Raw genomic sequence first — 15,972 nt, 5'->3', positions numbered from 1 at the left:
GATTATATCAATAGAGCAGCAAAGATTCAATGAAAACTCGTGCTGCTTACAATACAAATCACTCTATCTATATCTTATGCGAACAAACCATAAGAGACAAACCTTTTTCAAATTAAAAGACAGCTCTCTTACAAACATAAGACAACCATCCTTCCCGCTACCCTTAACTAAAAATTCCTTTTATTGCCCCAACAACTATATCCGTTCCAAACTTTGTCATATCACGAGCAACACTTGCTATCGCCATACCGATACCTTCTACAACATTAAAACTTCTTAAGCTTTCTAACTGTTTTTGTTTTTCAATAGCCGAAAACGTCTCTCCCGAAATTCCGGGTTCAGCCCCAGCGCCTTCTGTTCCTGTCATATGAGCAATTTGTTCATATGACAGCTGACGATATCCCTTCATACTTTTTAGACCATGATTAGCGAGTCCCACTCCAGCTATCATCATAAGCAAACATAAGACTGTACCGCATATACATAACAGCGTAAATTGACTCAAGCTATTTCTGCCTCTTTCCATCAATGTGTATATGCCCCTGTATTATCCTGATCAATCTGATGATGCAGCGCTGCATTTAAACCGCTGGCTATTACATTTGCCATATCCTCAATAAACGCATCTACTTCTTTTGGAGTTACCATTAAATTATGACCAAGAGGAGATAACACTTCATAAATTAACTTTCTCTTCTCTTCTTCTTCTAACGTACCAATAGCTCCTAAAAACATATTTCGACTCTTTTCATCTGGCATATCTTCTTCTGTTAATTTTTTCTTTTCTCCAAATGTAAAACCTGCTGGCAATAAAGAGCGTGACGGTTTGTTTCCTTCTTTCAGTTCCCGGCCAAAATGTTTCAAAATAAAATCAATTGTATCACTCGTAATCGAAACAGCATCTACCACAGTTGGCACACCAATTGCGATAACAGGAATACCTAATGTTTCTTTACTTAGTTCCTTACGCTTATTCCCAACACCAGATCCTGGATGAATTCCTGTATCAGAAATTTGTATCGTACTATTTACTCGTTCAATAGAACGCGCAGCTAATGCATCAATTGCGATGACAAAGTCTGGTTTTGTCTTCTCAATAATGCCGTAAATGACATCGCTCGTTTCAATCCCTGTAATTCCCATTACCCCTGGACGAATGGCACTAACAGGTCTAAACCCTTCTTCCACACTTTCAGGCTGCAATTTAAACAAATGTCTCGTCACCAATACGTTCTCTACAACTATCGGTCCGAGTGCATCCGGCGTTACATTCCAATTCCCAAGACCTACGATTAAACAACTCGCTTCTTTTGAAACTCCAACCTCTTCTAAGAAATAAGAAAATTCTTTTGCAAAAATACGCTCTACCTTTTGCTGAAGTTCCGTATCTTGTTGTCGTATACCTTGCACCTCAAGAGTTAAATAACTTCCAGGTTTTTTCCCCATCGACTCAGATGCAATTTCATCAATAGTTACTTTTGTAATTGTAACTCCCTCTTCTTCCCTCTCTTTTACAATAACTCCCTGTATCCCTTTTTGTTCTTCTTGGCGCTCTTGTAGCATTTGGTGCGCCTCTACAGCAAGGTCAGTTCTAACACTATATTTACTTAAATCTAATGGTTCTTTCATCGTATCTCCTCCGTAATTCATAGTAAATATCGTTAGATTTCCCCAAGTTATATTAGGTCATTCTTTCCTTTACGTGAAATTTCATTGATATACTATTGCAATTCTCTTCACCGTTTGATAAAATATCACTTGTTCTATGTAAGAATCGAGTCATTCGATTGCACCAGGGAGGTGAAAAGTATGGCAAACATCAAATCTGCTATCAAACGCGCTAAACTTAGCGAAGAGCGTCGTTCACATAACGCTTCTATCAAGTCTGACATGCGTACTGCTGTTAAAACTGTAGAAACTTTAGTTACTAATAACGATCTTGAAAATGCTAAAGAAGCTTTCAAAACTGCTTCTAAAAAACTTGACAAAGCAGCTCGTAAAGGTCTTATCCACCAAAACGCTGCAGCTCGTCAAAAATCTCGCTTAGCGAAACAAGTAAACGCGTAAGGCGTTTAAAAAACGATCCATTCGGATCGTTTTTTATATACACAAAAAGTTCACGTACTAAGTACGTGAACTTTTTTGTGTCACTACATATGATTTAACCGCATTAAGAAAAACTCAAGCACAAGTTTCTTATCCATCTTTCCAGTCTTCATACTATAATCAGCTTCCGCCAATTCTATAATAACTTTTTTTAATTCTTCAAAAGAGAAAAACTTGGTTTGATTCATCGCCAACTTTACCCGGTACGGATGTACACCAATATGGGACGCGATTTGATTTTGTCCGTAACCACGCTGTTGCAACTCTTTCACTTGATGTAGCAAGCGGAACTGACTTACTAATAAAGCGAGCAGTTTAATCGGTTCTTCCTGCTGTGTAAATAATCCGTCTAAAATTTGCATCGCACCAGCGATATCTTTTTTCACCACTTTTTCTGTTAAAGCAAACACGTTTTGCTCAACAGATTTCGGCACAAGTTCCGTGACAAGTTTTGGCGTAATTTCTCCGCCCATACCGACGTATAACGTTAACTTGTCCATTTCCTTCGCCAACATTGTTACATTACTTCCCACAAGCTCTAACAATAAACTAACAGCTGCATTATCAATATGCACATGCACCTCATCCGCACGAGAAACAATCCACTTCTGAACATCCTGCACTTGCATCGCATTTGCTTCTATTACATCCGCTGTTTTCTTTAATAGTTTTGTAATTTTTTTTCGTTCGTCTAATTTTTCATAAGGCGCAACAAAAACAAGAATAGAAAAAGGAGAGGGCTCCCCAATATATTCTTCTAAAATTTTTATATTTTGTTCTAATTTTTCTTTTTGTGCCGTTAAAAATAGTGGTGATTTTATTAATATAACTTTACGCTCTCCAAAAAAAGGAAGCGTATGCGCATCCTCAACTACATCTTCTAAATACGCTTCTTCCAAATCGTATGTCACAACATTAAACTCTCGATCTTCCTCTTCAAGCGCGTACGTTGTAATAAGCTTTATCGTTTCATTTATAAAATAGGCTTCCGTTCCATACAGTACATACAACGGAGCGAACTGTTTCTTTTTAATCTTTTTATGTATATCACTCATATTTTTTCCTACTCCCTAACTTGGCAATATATATTTATACTAATGCCCTAGCTTTTGTTTTACAAGTACAAAGGGACGGCCTTTATAACCCGCCCCTTTATTTATATAAAACGCCACGCAATAAGCCCCGGATTTCTTATTGGTGTGCGGTAATCACCTTCCCTTTATTATTTACAATAATAATCTTAGTATAAGTGCCAACTGTTAACATGATTGGAAATGAAAAATTCACGCTACTTAACTAACTAGAAAAAGTATACAAATACTCTATTTCACTTCATATGGAAATTGTAGATTTTTTTCTGACAATATTTTATACTAAAATGGAATGTTGGGGAGGGATTCTAAATGAATGATTTTGAACAAAACGTTCAAAGTAAACGCAATGACGCTATTGATTCAGGGGTAGGATTTATCGTCTCATTTGGTTTTTTCGCAACACTTTTCATTATTGCAACTGTTATTAAATTCATCGGTTCTTAAAGGCTGCTGCTTAACGGCAGTCTTCTTTTTTTCATCTTCTATGTGTTTCATCATATGTGATTTTACTTTGAAAGGTTCCTTTTTCTCCATTAAAAACATAGGAAATAGCACCTTGCTTATCCGTACGCCATATATCAATACCCATCTTTTTAAAACGCTCTATAACTTCCTTATGCGGGTGCCCATACCTATTACGCTCCCCCACAGAAATAATCGCTACAGCAGGCTGTACAAGGCTTAAAAACGAGTCTGCAGACGATGTTTTACTCCCATGGTGGGCAACTTTTAAAATATTAGCCCGCAAATCAGGATATGTTGATACTATAAACTTTTCTCCTTCTTCTTCTAGATCACCCGTAAATAGCCATGTTAGTCCCCCTAGTCTGGCCCATAGTACAATCGAAGAGTCATTTTCTCCCTTTTCTTTCCCCTTTGGAGCTAATACGAAAAATTCCGCTTCATTTACCCTCCAACCTTCCCCTTCTCCTACTACACTTATCTTCACGCTCTTTTCTAACGCCTTTTTCTTCACCACTTTTTCCAATACAGCATCTTGTTCCTTTCTCCCAAATACAACTTCTTTTACAATAATAGATGACAGCAAATCCAGCGCAGCACCTATATGATCCGCATCTCCGTGCGTTACAATTAATTTATCAATCGTTTTTATACCTTCTTTTTGTAAAAAAGGAACAAGAATATCATGCCCAACAGAAAATTCATGCTTTTTCTGTTGCCACGCTTCCTTCTTGACAGAAAGGGCTCCTCCTGTATCAATAAGATAAACCTCTTTATCGTATGGAAGACGAATTAATATCGCATCTCCCTGTCCAACATCAAGAAATGTAACACTCCCACTTTCGCGAAAATATGGATATACATAATGACAAGTACTAATAAAAAGAAACACACCCACAACTATGCACAAAATTTTTTTCGTTATTACCCTTTCCCAAATCACAAATATACTAACGATACTAAAACAATATATAGCCACAAGAAATAAAGGAGTTTGACCAAAAGCAAGTCGGATGAAAGGGAAACTTTCACAGTAACTTAGAAAATCATTAGAAATGGTTAAACATAGTGAAAGTACATATGCAATTCCTTTTGCGAAAAATGGAATAACCGGCATACATATAAGAATAATGATGCTACATGGCAATACAATAATGGATAGAAAAGGAACATATATAAGATTGAGGAAAATGCTATAAGGAGAAAAATAACCAAAATGATATAACAAGATGGGGGTACTAGCGAGCTGTGAAATTATAGAAATGTAAATAGAATTTCGAACTATCCCATTACTACGCCCTAATAATATCGGCGCAGATAGTAGTAAAGAAAAACTACCTACAAATGAGAATTGAAATCCAATGTTGAAAATAAGATACGGATCGTATATAAGCATACATATAGCCGTTATACTTAAGGCGTCTAGACTAGATAAGCGAACAGAGCATATGAAAGCTACCAATAATAAAACTCCTGTTATAGAAGCCCTCACAACAGATGGCGACGCCCCAGCTATGATCATATACAGAGGAATGCAAACTATAAGGCATACTGTTGCTATCTCTTTCGTCACACCACTTCTTAGCAAAACAAAATACATTATAACCATTAATAATACGATATGCGATCCTGAAATTGCTAACAAATGTATAAGACCAAATTGTTGATATTGCTCTTCTACTTCAAACGTCATTTGTTGTCGATCTCCAAATAATAATGCGTTCATAAATGCACCTGATTGTTCCGGGAACATTTCTGTAACTTTCGAGATTGTTTGTTGCCTGAGAAGGAAAATCCATTGCACGAGTGACAACGATGTTTTTTGACATTCAGAAATGTATGTCACATCAAATATAAAATGTATTTTTTGCTGATATAAATAATTACGATAATCAAAAACATGAAAATTCCGGGCAGTTTGTGGTTCTTTCACCTCCCCTTTAAATGTACACGATATACCTGCATGTAATTGTTGCAACTGCTTCTTTTCCGAAGCAGATTGTATTTTATAATTTAACTGCACTAAGTTTTTATTCTGATCTTCAATTTGAAAAGAGAGACGATCCCCATTAATTAGAGGTGTATTTTGCACTACCCCTCGTGTAACTTCATAGGACTCCCCTAGCGGCTTATTTAGACTCTGAACATACGTGGTGTACATAACGCCACTAAAACACGCTATTATACAAAATATGAAGGTTTTACGCGAAGTACGATATAAACAAAATAAAACATAACAAACGAAACAACAAGCAGCCAACAAATGCGATTCGGAAAAGGTAATTGCAATCCCAATTATAAATGAGATTGCAACATAGCCCCATTGCCCATTCAACTCATACTCACTCCTTATAGCATCATTTTCGCTTTAGTGAATACACGCTGTAATTCTTCCATTGATAAATTATCTTTTTCTAAAGCTACGAATAATTCCTTTAGCTGTAAATGACGCTCTTGTTCCTCTAGCGATGTAATATCGTATTCTAGCGGAACGTGCTTTACTGTTACACTCGCTTGTTCAAATAACTCTACGGCATACGGATGATTTTTATAGTCCTGTGCATAATAAACCGCTGTAACACCACTTTGAATAATCGCCTTACAGCACTGTAAACAAGGAAAATGTGTGACATAAATTTCCGCTTCCTCTGTTTTTGCACCAAATTTCGCACATTGCAATAAAGCATTCATTTCAGCATGAATTGTACGAACGCAATGATTATCAATGACATAGCAACCATCGTCTATACAATGGACACCACCTTTAATTGAACCGTTATATCCACCAGCAATAATTCGTTTATCACGAACGATTGTCGCTCCTACCGCAAGCCTTGTACATGTACTACGTAAAGATAGTAGATGGCTTTGCGTCATAAAATATTGATCCCATGAAATTCGTTCCATATTTTTCACCTTCTTTTTTGTCTACTTGTAGTGTAGCGAAAAAAGAAAAACTTCGTCAATCTTTTATGGAATAATAATTTGATCTTTTATTTTCTCTAAAGACTTCGCACCAATCCCATCAATTTCTAATAAATCTTCTATTTTCTGAAACGGACCATGTTCTTCTCGGTATTTCAAAATACTTTCCGCTTTCCGAGAACCAATGCCTGTTATTTTTTCAAGTTGCTCTTTAGAAGCTGTATTTATTTGCACTTTACCCTCGCTTTTTGAAAAAGTAGCCCCTTCTTGCACTGGCTCATTCTTGTTAGGAACATAAAGAAGCATTTGGTCTTGGACCATTTGCGCCAAATTCACTTTCTTCACATCTGCATCCGGCAACAAACCACCAGCTTTTTCAACCGCCTCCTTCACCCGGTCCCCTTCCTTCATTTCATACACACCCTCTTTAAAAACCGCCCCTTTCACATCAATTATAATTATTTTTTTCTGCTCCTTTGTATCCAATACTTTCGGTTTACTTTTTTTCTCCACATCTTTTACTTGAACTTCCGTTGTAATGAGCGATCGCTCTGTTTGCTGATTCGTTTTCCAGAAAAAAAGAAAAATCAAAGTGCCAATAATAACCACTAATCCCAACCATTTTTTTGGAAAATCCCACATCATTTTACACCTCTAATCATAAATTTATAACATCATTCATATTGTTTAGGAGAAAGCTGTTACGAAGGAGGGATGAAACATTGAACATAGGAATTATAGGGACAGGGAACATGGGGAATATACTAATCGATGCATTTTTAGAAACCCGTGCTGTCAAACCTTCGTGCCTTACTATTATTAATCGGACGCCTGCCAAAGCATATCATATAAAAGAAAAATACCCTTCTGTTCATATAGCCAAAACAATCCAAGAGGTAATCGAACAATCCCAGCTTATTTTCATTTGCGTAAAACCGATAGACATATACCCTATTCTACAAAAATACGCTGACCATTTTTCAGACGAAGATTGCTTAGTTTCTATCACAAGCCCCATATCTCCATCACAATTAGAAACACTTATACCTTGCCACGTCGCTCGTATCATTCCAAGCATCACAAACCGCGCCTTATCCGGCGCATCACTATTTACATTTGGAAATAACTGCTCTCTAGAATGGCAACAAAAACTACTTCGTCTATTCAAAAACATTTCTACTCCCCTTGTTATAGAAGAAGATATAACGCGCGTTTCATCTGATATAGCAAGCTGCGGCCCTGCTTTTTTTAGTTATTTATTACAATGTTTCATTAACGCTGCTGTAGATAAAACAAATATTACACATGAAGAAGCCACTACTTTAGTAAGTGAAATGGTCATTGGAATGGGGAAATTACTTGAAAAAGAAATTTTCACATTACCTACTTTACAAGAAAAGGTATGCGTTAAAGGCGGTGTTACAGGAGAAGGTATTCGTATTTTAGAAGAGCACGTTGGGGATATGTTTCATAAATTAATCGAACGGACACATGAGAAATTTGATGAAGATTTAAAATGCGTTGAGCAGCAATTCGATAAACACACATAATAAATACGCCATCGTAATCCCAAACCCTTTTTATTAATACTTATCTTTTTCATGCTACATTTTCACTAAAACTAGCATTTTTACACTTTACACATATCATCTTTTTATTTTTCTAGAACTAAAACTACATCTTTTCTATAAAACAAAAGCAACCTTATCGGTTGCTTTTCTTTTATCCATTCTTCTTCGCCATAAAAAAGATGCGCTCTGTTTGTTCTGTCACTTCAATTCGTTCAAAGTCACCTGTGACGCGAAGCACTGTAAACCCAGCTTCTTCAAGCCATTTTGTTAACACTTCAACCGAATACGCACGTTGCACGTGACATTCGTCAAAACGATGATACACATCTTCTTCTGAATCTTGTACAAAGAATGTCAAATCATGTTCCACACTATCTGATTCTTCTCCAGGGAAGCAGTTCCAAATAAGTGATATTTCTTCGCCGTTCACTGTATATGTTTCATTTTGAAATACGTGATGTATTTTATATAAAGAGTGTACATCGAATAAAAACAAGCCATCCTGACGTAAATGGTGGAAAACTCTTCTAAATGTTTCTTGCACTCCATCTTCTTGCAATACGTAATTTAATGAGTCACAAAAGATTGTCACACAATCAAATTCACCAGGAACATCGAGCTCTCTCATGTCTTGTTGGTAAAAAGGAATAAAATATCCTTCTCCCCCCAATTTTTGCTGCGCGACAGTTAACATTTCTTCCGAAAGATCTACACCAATTAAATCATAACCTTTTCGCACAAGCGGAAGTGTTACGTTACCAGTTCCACATGCTACGTCAAGGATTCTTGCCTCTTTCATAGATGCCTGTTGTAAACTTTCCTCTGTGAATTCCACCCATTTATCATAAGGGACATCATTCATCAGTTCGTCATACAGCAAAGCAAATTGTTCGTATTTCATTGATCTAGCTCATCTGCAATATCTTCACGCGGCACATCGCCCCATAGACGCTCTAAATTATAGTGATTACGCTCATCTTTATGGAATACATGAGCAACCACATCACCAAGGTCTACTAAAACCCAACGTGCTTCATCAAAGCCTTCCATACGTTGTACGTTAATTTCGAACTCATGTGCCTTCGCTTTAATTTCACGTGCAATTGCTTGTACTTGCTTGTCTGAATTTCCGTGACAAATAATAAAATAGTCTGCAATCGGTGAAATACCTTGCATATTTAGTACAACCATATCTTCTGCTCTCTTATCATCAGCTGCTTTTGCCGCTAATACTAATAACTCTTTATCTTTCATTTATTAATTTCCTCCTTGATAACTTCATTGTATGTTTGGAATGTTAATGGATAAATCGTTTGATCTTTTTCCATTAAAAATTGAATTGTTCGCTTTAAAGCAAACAGTAAAGCTTGATTTATATCTTTATATGCGAGTTTCCTCGCTTCTTCCACACCAGGAAACTTACGTCCTGGTTCAATGTAATCTGCTACATAAATAACTTTATCTAACATTGTCATTTTTTCATGACCACTTGTATGATATGTAATAGCTTGTAGAATTTCAGGATCAGTAATGCCTACTTCTTTTTCTACTAAGTATGCCCCAACAGGTGCATGCCATAACTCTTTGTTATAGTGCAGTAGATCCTTCGGCAAAGCTTCTCTCTTGATAATCTCTTCCATTTCTGGAATCGCTCTACATTTTGCATAATCGTGAAATATAGCAGCCGTCTCTGCCTTTTTCTCATCTACACCATATAACCTAGCAAGTTCAATCGCTGTTTCCATTACACCAACCGTGTGTATATAACGTTTTTCATGCATTTGTTGTTTGACAATACTAAGTGCTTCCTCACGATTCATACAACCCATTCCTCTCGATATATACCTGTACTTTTTCGGGGAGTAAATATTTGCACGTTTTCTTTGTCATATATCTCTCACGTAACAGAGAAGAAGAAACTGCAAACTCCGGAATTTCCACTTTTACGATATCATAAGGCGTATGTAATGTATAACCTGGTCTTGCAACTCCAACGAAAGTCACAAGCTTAAGTAACTTTTCAATGTTATACCACTTCGGCAAATACTCAACCATGTCTCCGCCAATAATAAAGTGAAACTGCACATCAGGATACTTCTCCGTTAATTGTACCATAGTATCGTACGTATAAGATGGGCCTTCTCTGTCTAGCTCTTCTAAACAAATTGAAAAGTATGCTTCTTCCTCAATCGCTATTTGCAGCATGTTTAATCGACTTTTCACACTCGTAATGTTACGTCCTTGCTTGTGCGGTGGAACTTGATTCGGCAAAAACCATACCTCTTCCAACCCTAAAGCATGATACACTTCATTTGCAATTAACAAATGCCCATTATGAGGTGGATCAAACGTGCCACCAATAATGCCAATTTTTCTCAAAAGAAACGCTCCTTCCTTTTACATACAGCAACTCTCCCCATACAAATTCGAAGAGAGCCCACTGTTAATAAAAGTTCAATTGGTTTCGCTTTCTACATATCAAGCGTCCATTACGAAATAACTCACGTATATCTTTTATCGAGGAAGCTTAATCTGCTTATTTTCTCTTGATTCTTTGTATAAAACAATTGTGCTTCCGATTACTTGAACGATTTCAGCTCGTGCACCTTGTGCAAGCTCTTCTGCAACTTCACTACGATCAAATTCACAGTTTTGTAATACGCTCACTTTAAATAGTTCACGAACTTCTAATGCTTCTCCAATTTGTTTCACCATATTTTCATTCACGCCACCTTTTCCAACTTGAAAAATCGGTGTTAAATGATGTGCCTTTGCACGTAAAAATCTTTTTTGTTTTCCTGTTAACATATAATTAGCCTCCAAGCTCTCTCATTACTAATTGTTTCATTCTATCAATATTCGGCACACACCCTGTCCACATTTCAAACGCAAGTGCACCTTGATAAACGAACATATCGATTCCATTTTGAATTATTGCACCTTGTTCTTTCGCATCGCCTAAAATTTTCGTCTCAAATGGATTATAAATAATATCAGAAACAATCGTTCCTTGTTTCAATGAACGAATTTCCAGCGGCGTATACTCAACATGTGGATGCATACCTATCGTTGTTGTTTGGATGATAATATCATATTCCCCTTGATTTTCTGCTGCACATTCTAACGATAGAGCATGCGAATTAACATTTGCCATGCACCCAGAGATAAGGTTTTTCGCCTTATCTCTCGTACGATTAGCAATATCAATTTCTTTCACACCTACATCGGCAAGCGAGAAGTAAATAGCTCGGCTAGCACCACCTGCACCGATTAATAAAATACGTTTCTCTTGAAGTGGATCTTCACTAATTGACTGCAGGGCACGAACAAAACCAATTCCATCTGTATTATACCCAATCAATTTTCCATCTCGATGAACTACTGTATTTACCGCACCGATTTGCCTTGCTAACGGGGCAATCTCATCCAAGTACTCCATAATTGCAACTTTGTGCGGAGTCGTTACATTAAATCCTGAAATACCTAATGCTTTCAAACCTTTTACTGCTTCCCCTAGCGCTTCTTCTTCTACAAGAAACGCATGGTAATGGGCATCCATATTCAAGTGTTCAAATGCATCGTTATGCATAACGGGTGATAATGAATGTCCAATTGGATTTCCGATTACACCATATAATTGTTTCATAAATCCCTCTCCATATTAAATTAAAGATTTACGTAATGAAACACTTACTCCTTTTGGTACATGAGCAACAATTTTCGCTCCTGATTCATTTACAGTAACCCAGCCCAATCCAGAGAATACAACATCCGTTTTCGGCTCACGAATATTAAATTCATATTTCACAAATTTAGGCATATTTTCTAATTCTTCTGGTGTCGGTGGATTCAATAATTCTCCAGCGTGTTTTTCGTACAATTCATCAGCCTTTTCAAGCTTTGTACGATGGATTGTTAAACGGTTTGAGAAATGACAAGTGAATGCACGACGGCCCCCACTTACATAATCAAATCGTGCTAATCCACCAAAGAATAATGTTTGTTCTTCATTTAATTGGAATACCATTGGCTTAACTTCTGTAGTCGGTGTAATAAGCTTTAAGCTTTGTTTCCCAACATAATGCGCCATTTGATGATGATTAATAATACCTGGTGTATCGTATAAAGATGACGTTTCGTCTAATGGGATATCAATTAAATCAAGCGTTGTTCCTGGGAAATGTGATGTTGTAATTACATTCTCAGTCTCATCACTAAACTCTTTAATCATACGATTAATAAATGTTGATTTACCAACATTCGTACATCCAACAACATAAACATCTTTACCTTCGCGGTAATGCTCAATTGCATCAGCAAGTTCAGCGATTCCTTGTCCTTTAGCTGCACTAATTAAAAAGACATCTTCTGGTTTTAAACCAAGTTGCTTTGCACTATAGCGCATCCAATGTTTTACTTTATCATGCTTAACTGACTTTGGAATTAAGTCAGCCTTATTCCCTACAAGTAATACTTTATTGTTCCCTACAAAACGATGTAAGCCCGGTAACCAGCTACCATTGAAATCGAAAATATCTACGATTTTAACCACTAGTGCGTCTGATTGTCCAATTCCGTTCAAAATACGAAGGAAATCATCATCTGTTAAAGATACATCTTGAATTTCGTTATAATGTTTCAAACGAAAACAACGTTGGCAAATTACTTGTTCTTTTTCTAAAGATGATACAGGAGCGTATCCTACTTCATTTTTATTTTCTGTTTGAATTTCTACACCGCAACCAATACATTTAATTGTTTCAGTCAAACTTTATTCCTCCCAGTTAATTAAGCCTTTTTTCTTCATGTTTCTCATAATTCTTCGTTCAATTTTTCGATTAAATCGTGTCACCAATCCGTCCGTTTGCGCTACCGGTACAACTAAAATTGTATGAAGTCCCACACGATTCCCGCCGAGCACATCCGTTAGTAACTGATCTCCAATTACTACAACTTCATCTGGCTGCAGGTGCATCTCATGTATCGCACGCTTAAATGCGCGAACAAACGGTTTGCGCGCACTATGAATAAACGGAATACCTAATGGGTCAGCGAAGTCTTTAACGCGTTGCTCGTTGTTATTTGAAACGACCGTTACTTGAATATCATTTTCTTTCATTTTCAAAAACCACTCTTCAAGCTGTGGCGTTGCGTTTGGACGATCCCATTCAATTAAAGTGTTATCTAAATCAGTAATAACTCCTTTAATTCCACGTTTTTTCAAATCTTCTGGTTGAATATGATATATATTTTTCACATATTCATTTGGTAAAAATAACTTCAATTTCTTTCACCTCTTTGAGGATTTTCCATAAAATTTTTCGACAACATTTTTCGATAGATAACCTGTGGATAAACTTGTACACACTTTCCACGTTAATTTTTCAGTCAATTTGGAATTTACTAACAATCTATTCACATTTTATCCACTGAGTTATGTGGATAACCTCTTGTTTGTGACTGTCATATTTTTTTGGTACATTAAATGCAACAACGAATCAATCCTTATATTATTAGGAGGTGACTCACCTTGAAAACAAAACATATGGAACAGTTATCTACTGATTTACTCACTGAGTCTTATTATAAAGCAAAAGAACTAAAATTAAATCCCGACTTCATTTTACTTATAAAACAAGAAATTATTAGACGCTCGTTAGAGGACAAGCTCGTCAAATCTTCTTGAGTACATATAGATTGCTGATTGACCTGTAAAAAGAGCCATCCTGCGATGGCTCTCGAATAAACAAGTACTCCCATCTAGGGGATTTCTTCATTAAGCATCTTTGTCCACATTTCTTAATTAGAGCTTCATAAGTATATTATAAAACCTTTTCTTTACTTATGAGATACTCGGGTTGCAATTTTTTCACCAAGACGCAGCTCTTGCCCACTTGTCAATTCCTGCACTGCTTTAATCATATCTTTTTCAAATAATAAAACAACTGTTGAGCCAAATGTAAAGTATGCCATCTCTTCACCTTTTTGAACAGTACTTCTTTCATGAAGGAGCTCGATACTATTAACAAACATAGCACCTACTTTTACAAGTGCCATATGTTCGCCGTCACTATTTACTTCTGTAACAGAGCGATAATTTTTTGACAATGGTTCTTTCCCATACTCCATACCCGCTGCATTTACCGGATATGATTTTCTACCGAGTACAAATCTTTCAGTCACAGAGCCAGAAAGCGGGCTATGAATACGATGATAATGACTTGGACTCAAATAAATCACCATATATGTACCGCCTGCATATCGCTTTGCACGCTCTTCATTACCTAGCATATCCACAATTGAATAACGCTTTCCTTTTATATCGAATGTTTTTGTATCCTCAATAGGACCTTGATCAGCAAAAACACCATCAACAGGACTAACGATACTCGACGCATCAGTATCAATACTACGCTTTCCTTCTTTTAGCCTACGTGTAAATAAATCATGCAATGTTCCATATTCCTTCAAACCCTTTTCCATCTCATCTTGATTAATTTGAAAAACTTTCACATACGATGGAATAATGATAGAGCTCAAACGAGATTGTGCAAATTTACGTAATATATAAGAAGTAAAACGACCATTTGTAAGTTCGATCATAAGTCGATATAATGTCCGTCGCAAATTACGAAACCTCCTAATCAGCCTATAACTTTAGTTTCCCCTTCTTTTCTCTCTATATCATATGTAAAATTGGTTCTTATTCCCACATATAGAATGGAGCCGTCTCGTTATACACGAAGAAAAACTAAGTATAATTTTTATTCTTAAATTGTTTAGCACCTTCTAATATTACAGATAGAACCCACCATTTTCAACAGTGAACATGTATTTCTTCTTAGAACAGCTCGTTTTCTTTCCGTTTTCCCGAAAGAAAAGCAGCCACTTTTAAAGTGTAGCTGCTTACAATACACATTATTCTTTTGCTTTTTTCTCTTTCTCAGCCCGCACAAATTCATGGAACATTTTCATTAAAGCACGCTTTTCAATTCGCGATACGTAACTTCTTGAAATACCGAGCGCCTTCGCAATCTCCCTCTGTGTTTTCTCTTTATCAAGCCCAAGTCCAAAACGCTTCACAATTACTTCTTTCTCTCGTTCGTCCAAAATATCGATATACTCTTTAATTTTTTCTAACTCCATACTAAGCTGAATCATATCAATTACATCTTCAGATTCTGATTTTAATATATCAATAAGCGATATTTCATTACCCTCTTTATCTTGCCCAATCGGATCATGAAGTGAAACGTCTTTTTTCGTTTTCTTCAGCACACGTAAATGCATCAAAATTTCATTTTCGATACAGCGCGCTGCATATGTTGCAAGCTTAGTTCCTTTCCCTGCTGAATAGCTTTCAATCGCTTTAATAAGCCCAATGGTACCAATTGAAATTAAATCTTCTGCATCTTCACCAGTGTTTTCGAATTTCTTAACAATATGAGCTACAAGCCGTAAATTATGTTCAATTAAAAGATTTCTCGCTTGAGCATCACCTTGCTCCATTAACTCTAAGTACTTTCTCTCATCATCTGATGATAACGGCTGCGGGAACGCATTGTTCTTCACATAAGAAACAAATACAAACACTTCTCGAACCATATATCCAATTGCGGCGAATAGACTCAAACCTTTCACCTCCGCCAAAATAGTGGTCTTTACTATGTGTATGTGGGCATGAGGTTGTTTGTGTCTGTACGATGTAAATATGGAACTCTTAACTTAATGGCATTCTTAAACCACTCAACGCTAATCATTAAATTTTTCTATAAACATAGTAAAAGCCAATCGAAACGTATCGATTGGCTTTT

Annotated in this window: 20 protein-coding genes; 4 read left to right on the top strand and 16 right to left on the bottom strand. The window is 36.5% G+C overall.

Going from position 1 to position 15,972, the window contains the following annotated elements; translation table 11 throughout:
* Nucleotides 1-163: 163 nt before the first annotated feature.
* Nucleotides 164-526, bottom strand: a complete 363-nt coding sequence (locus AC1DS7_RS11010) for a DUF3679 domain-containing protein (RefSeq protein ID WP_061689604.1) — start codon at nucleotides 524-526, stop codon at nucleotides 164-166.
* Nucleotides 526-1,629 (bottom strand): GPR endopeptidase, encoded by a 1,104-nt coding sequence (gpr, locus tag AC1DS7_RS11005; protein ID WP_002088693.1) that lies wholly within the window; start codon nucleotides 1,627-1,629, stop codon nucleotides 526-528. Before gpr ends, AC1DS7_RS11010 begins: the two co-directional genes overlap by 1 nt.
* A gap of 180 nt (nucleotides 1,630-1,809) precedes the next feature.
* On the opposite strand from gpr, the gene rpsT reads away from it, so the two are divergent.
* Nucleotides 1,810-2,067 carry a 30S ribosomal protein S20 gene (gene rpsT, locus AC1DS7_RS11000; protein ID WP_002088694.1) on the top strand — a complete coding sequence of 86 codons (258 nt, stop codon included), beginning with the start codon at nucleotides 1,810-1,812 and terminating at the stop codon, nucleotides 2,065-2,067.
* 83 nt (nucleotides 2,068-2,150) lie between these two features.
* On the opposite strand, the gene holA is transcribed toward rpsT, so the two are convergent.
* Complete coding sequence (holA, locus tag AC1DS7_RS10995) at nucleotides 2,151-3,161, bottom strand: DNA polymerase III subunit delta (protein WP_002067332.1); 1,011 nt, start codon at nucleotides 3,159-3,161, stop codon at nucleotides 2,151-2,153.
* Nucleotides 3,162-3,509: 348 nt separating this feature from the next.
* On the opposite strand from holA, the gene AC1DS7_RS10990 reads away from it, so the two are divergent.
* Nucleotides 3,510-3,644, top strand: a complete 135-nt coding sequence (locus AC1DS7_RS10990) for a YqzM family protein (RefSeq protein WP_000997609.1) — start codon at nucleotides 3,510-3,512, stop codon at nucleotides 3,642-3,644.
* A 31-nt stretch (nucleotides 3,645-3,675) separates the two neighbouring features.
* Here the strand turns inward: AC1DS7_RS10990 and AC1DS7_RS10985 are convergent, their stop codons facing one another.
* From AC1DS7_RS10985 to AC1DS7_RS10975, 3 genes are all read right to left on the bottom strand, one after another.
* Entirely contained in the window at nucleotides 3,676-5,997 is a 2,322-nt protein-coding gene (locus AC1DS7_RS10985; RefSeq protein ID WP_016100603.1) for a DNA internalization-related competence protein ComEC/Rec2, read from the bottom strand.
* Between the two features lie 14 nt (nucleotides 5,998-6,011).
* The gene (locus tag AC1DS7_RS10980; RefSeq protein ID WP_016100602.1) at nucleotides 6,012-6,569 is read right to left on the bottom strand and encodes a ComE operon protein 2; all 558 of its coding nucleotides are present in this window, start codon (nucleotides 6,567-6,569) and stop codon (nucleotides 6,012-6,014) included.
* A 63-nt stretch (nucleotides 6,570-6,632) separates the two neighbouring features.
* Nucleotides 6,633-7,232 (bottom strand): helix-hairpin-helix domain-containing protein, encoded by a 600-nt coding sequence (locus AC1DS7_RS10975; RefSeq protein WP_002034076.1) that lies wholly within the window; start codon nucleotides 7,230-7,232, stop codon nucleotides 6,633-6,635.
* 77 nt (nucleotides 7,233-7,309) lie between these two features.
* Between AC1DS7_RS10975 and comER the strand changes: the two genes are divergently transcribed.
* On the top strand, nucleotides 7,310-8,137 hold the full coding sequence (gene comER / locus AC1DS7_RS10970) for a late competence protein ComER (protein ID WP_016100601.1): 828 nt from the start codon (nucleotides 7,310-7,312) through the stop codon (nucleotides 8,135-8,137).
* 172 nt (nucleotides 8,138-8,309) lie between these two features.
* Here the strand turns inward: comER and AC1DS7_RS10965 are convergent, their stop codons facing one another.
* From AC1DS7_RS10965 to AC1DS7_RS10930, 8 genes are all read right to left on the bottom strand, one after another.
* Entirely contained in the window at nucleotides 8,310-9,059 is a 750-nt protein-coding gene (locus AC1DS7_RS10965; protein ID WP_002088700.1) for a class I SAM-dependent DNA methyltransferase, read from the bottom strand.
* On the bottom strand, nucleotides 9,056-9,412 hold the full coding sequence (gene rsfS / locus AC1DS7_RS10960; RefSeq protein ID WP_000653209.1) for a ribosome silencing factor: 357 nt from the start codon (nucleotides 9,410-9,412) through the stop codon (nucleotides 9,056-9,058). Before rsfS ends, AC1DS7_RS10965 begins: the two co-directional genes overlap by 4 nt.
* On the bottom strand, nucleotides 9,409-9,978 hold the full coding sequence (yqeK, locus tag AC1DS7_RS10955) for a bis(5'-nucleosyl)-tetraphosphatase (symmetrical) YqeK (protein ID WP_002143180.1): 570 nt from the start codon (nucleotides 9,976-9,978) through the stop codon (nucleotides 9,409-9,411). Before yqeK ends, rsfS begins: the two co-directional genes overlap by 4 nt.
* Nucleotides 9,968-10,537: a nicotinate-nucleotide adenylyltransferase gene (locus tag AC1DS7_RS10950; RefSeq protein WP_002015218.1), complete on the bottom strand. Its 570-nt coding sequence runs from the start codon at nucleotides 10,535-10,537 to the stop codon at nucleotides 9,968-9,970. Before AC1DS7_RS10950 ends, yqeK begins: the two co-directional genes overlap by 11 nt.
* 135 nt (nucleotides 10,538-10,672) lie before the next feature.
* Nucleotides 10,673-10,966 carry a ribosome assembly RNA-binding protein YhbY gene (gene yhbY, locus AC1DS7_RS10945; RefSeq protein WP_002015220.1) on the bottom strand — a complete coding sequence of 98 codons (294 nt, stop codon included), beginning with the start codon at nucleotides 10,964-10,966 and terminating at the stop codon, nucleotides 10,673-10,675.
* Between the two features lie 4 nt (nucleotides 10,967-10,970).
* Nucleotides 10,971-11,804, bottom strand: a complete 834-nt coding sequence (aroE, locus tag AC1DS7_RS10940; RefSeq protein WP_002015222.1) for a shikimate dehydrogenase — start codon at nucleotides 11,802-11,804, stop codon at nucleotides 10,971-10,973.
* A 15-nt stretch (nucleotides 11,805-11,819) separates the two neighbouring features.
* Complete coding sequence (gene yqeH / locus AC1DS7_RS10935) at nucleotides 11,820-12,926, bottom strand: ribosome biogenesis GTPase YqeH (RefSeq protein WP_002015224.1); 1,107 nt, start codon at nucleotides 12,924-12,926, stop codon at nucleotides 11,820-11,822.
* Nucleotides 12,927-12,929: 3 nt separating this feature from the next.
* The gene (locus tag AC1DS7_RS10930) at nucleotides 12,930-13,442 is read right to left on the bottom strand and encodes a YqeG family HAD IIIA-type phosphatase (protein ID WP_002015225.1); all 513 of its coding nucleotides are present in this window, start codon (nucleotides 13,440-13,442) and stop codon (nucleotides 12,930-12,932) included.
* 246 nt (nucleotides 13,443-13,688) lie between these two features.
* Between AC1DS7_RS10930 and sda the strand changes: the two genes are divergently transcribed.
* Complete coding sequence (sda, locus tag AC1DS7_RS10925; RefSeq protein ID WP_002015226.1) at nucleotides 13,689-13,844, top strand: sporulation histidine kinase inhibitor Sda; 156 nt, start codon at nucleotides 13,689-13,691, stop codon at nucleotides 13,842-13,844.
* A 152-nt stretch (nucleotides 13,845-13,996) separates the two neighbouring features.
* Here the strand turns inward: sda and AC1DS7_RS10920 are convergent, their stop codons facing one another.
* Entirely contained in the window at nucleotides 13,997-14,785 is a 789-nt protein-coding gene (locus AC1DS7_RS10920) for a phosphatidylserine decarboxylase (protein WP_002129166.1), read from the bottom strand.
* 291 nt (nucleotides 14,786-15,076) lie between these two features.
* Nucleotides 15,077-15,790: an RNA polymerase sporulation sigma factor SigK gene (sigK, locus tag AC1DS7_RS10915; protein ID WP_000051382.1), complete on the bottom strand. Its 714-nt coding sequence runs from the start codon at nucleotides 15,788-15,790 to the stop codon at nucleotides 15,077-15,079.
* Nucleotides 15,791-15,972 lie beyond the last annotated feature (182 nt).

The sequence above is a fragment of the Bacillus sp. P4_E1 genome (genome assembly GCF_056401715.1).
This window is presented reverse-complemented; position numbering and strand designations above follow the sequence as displayed.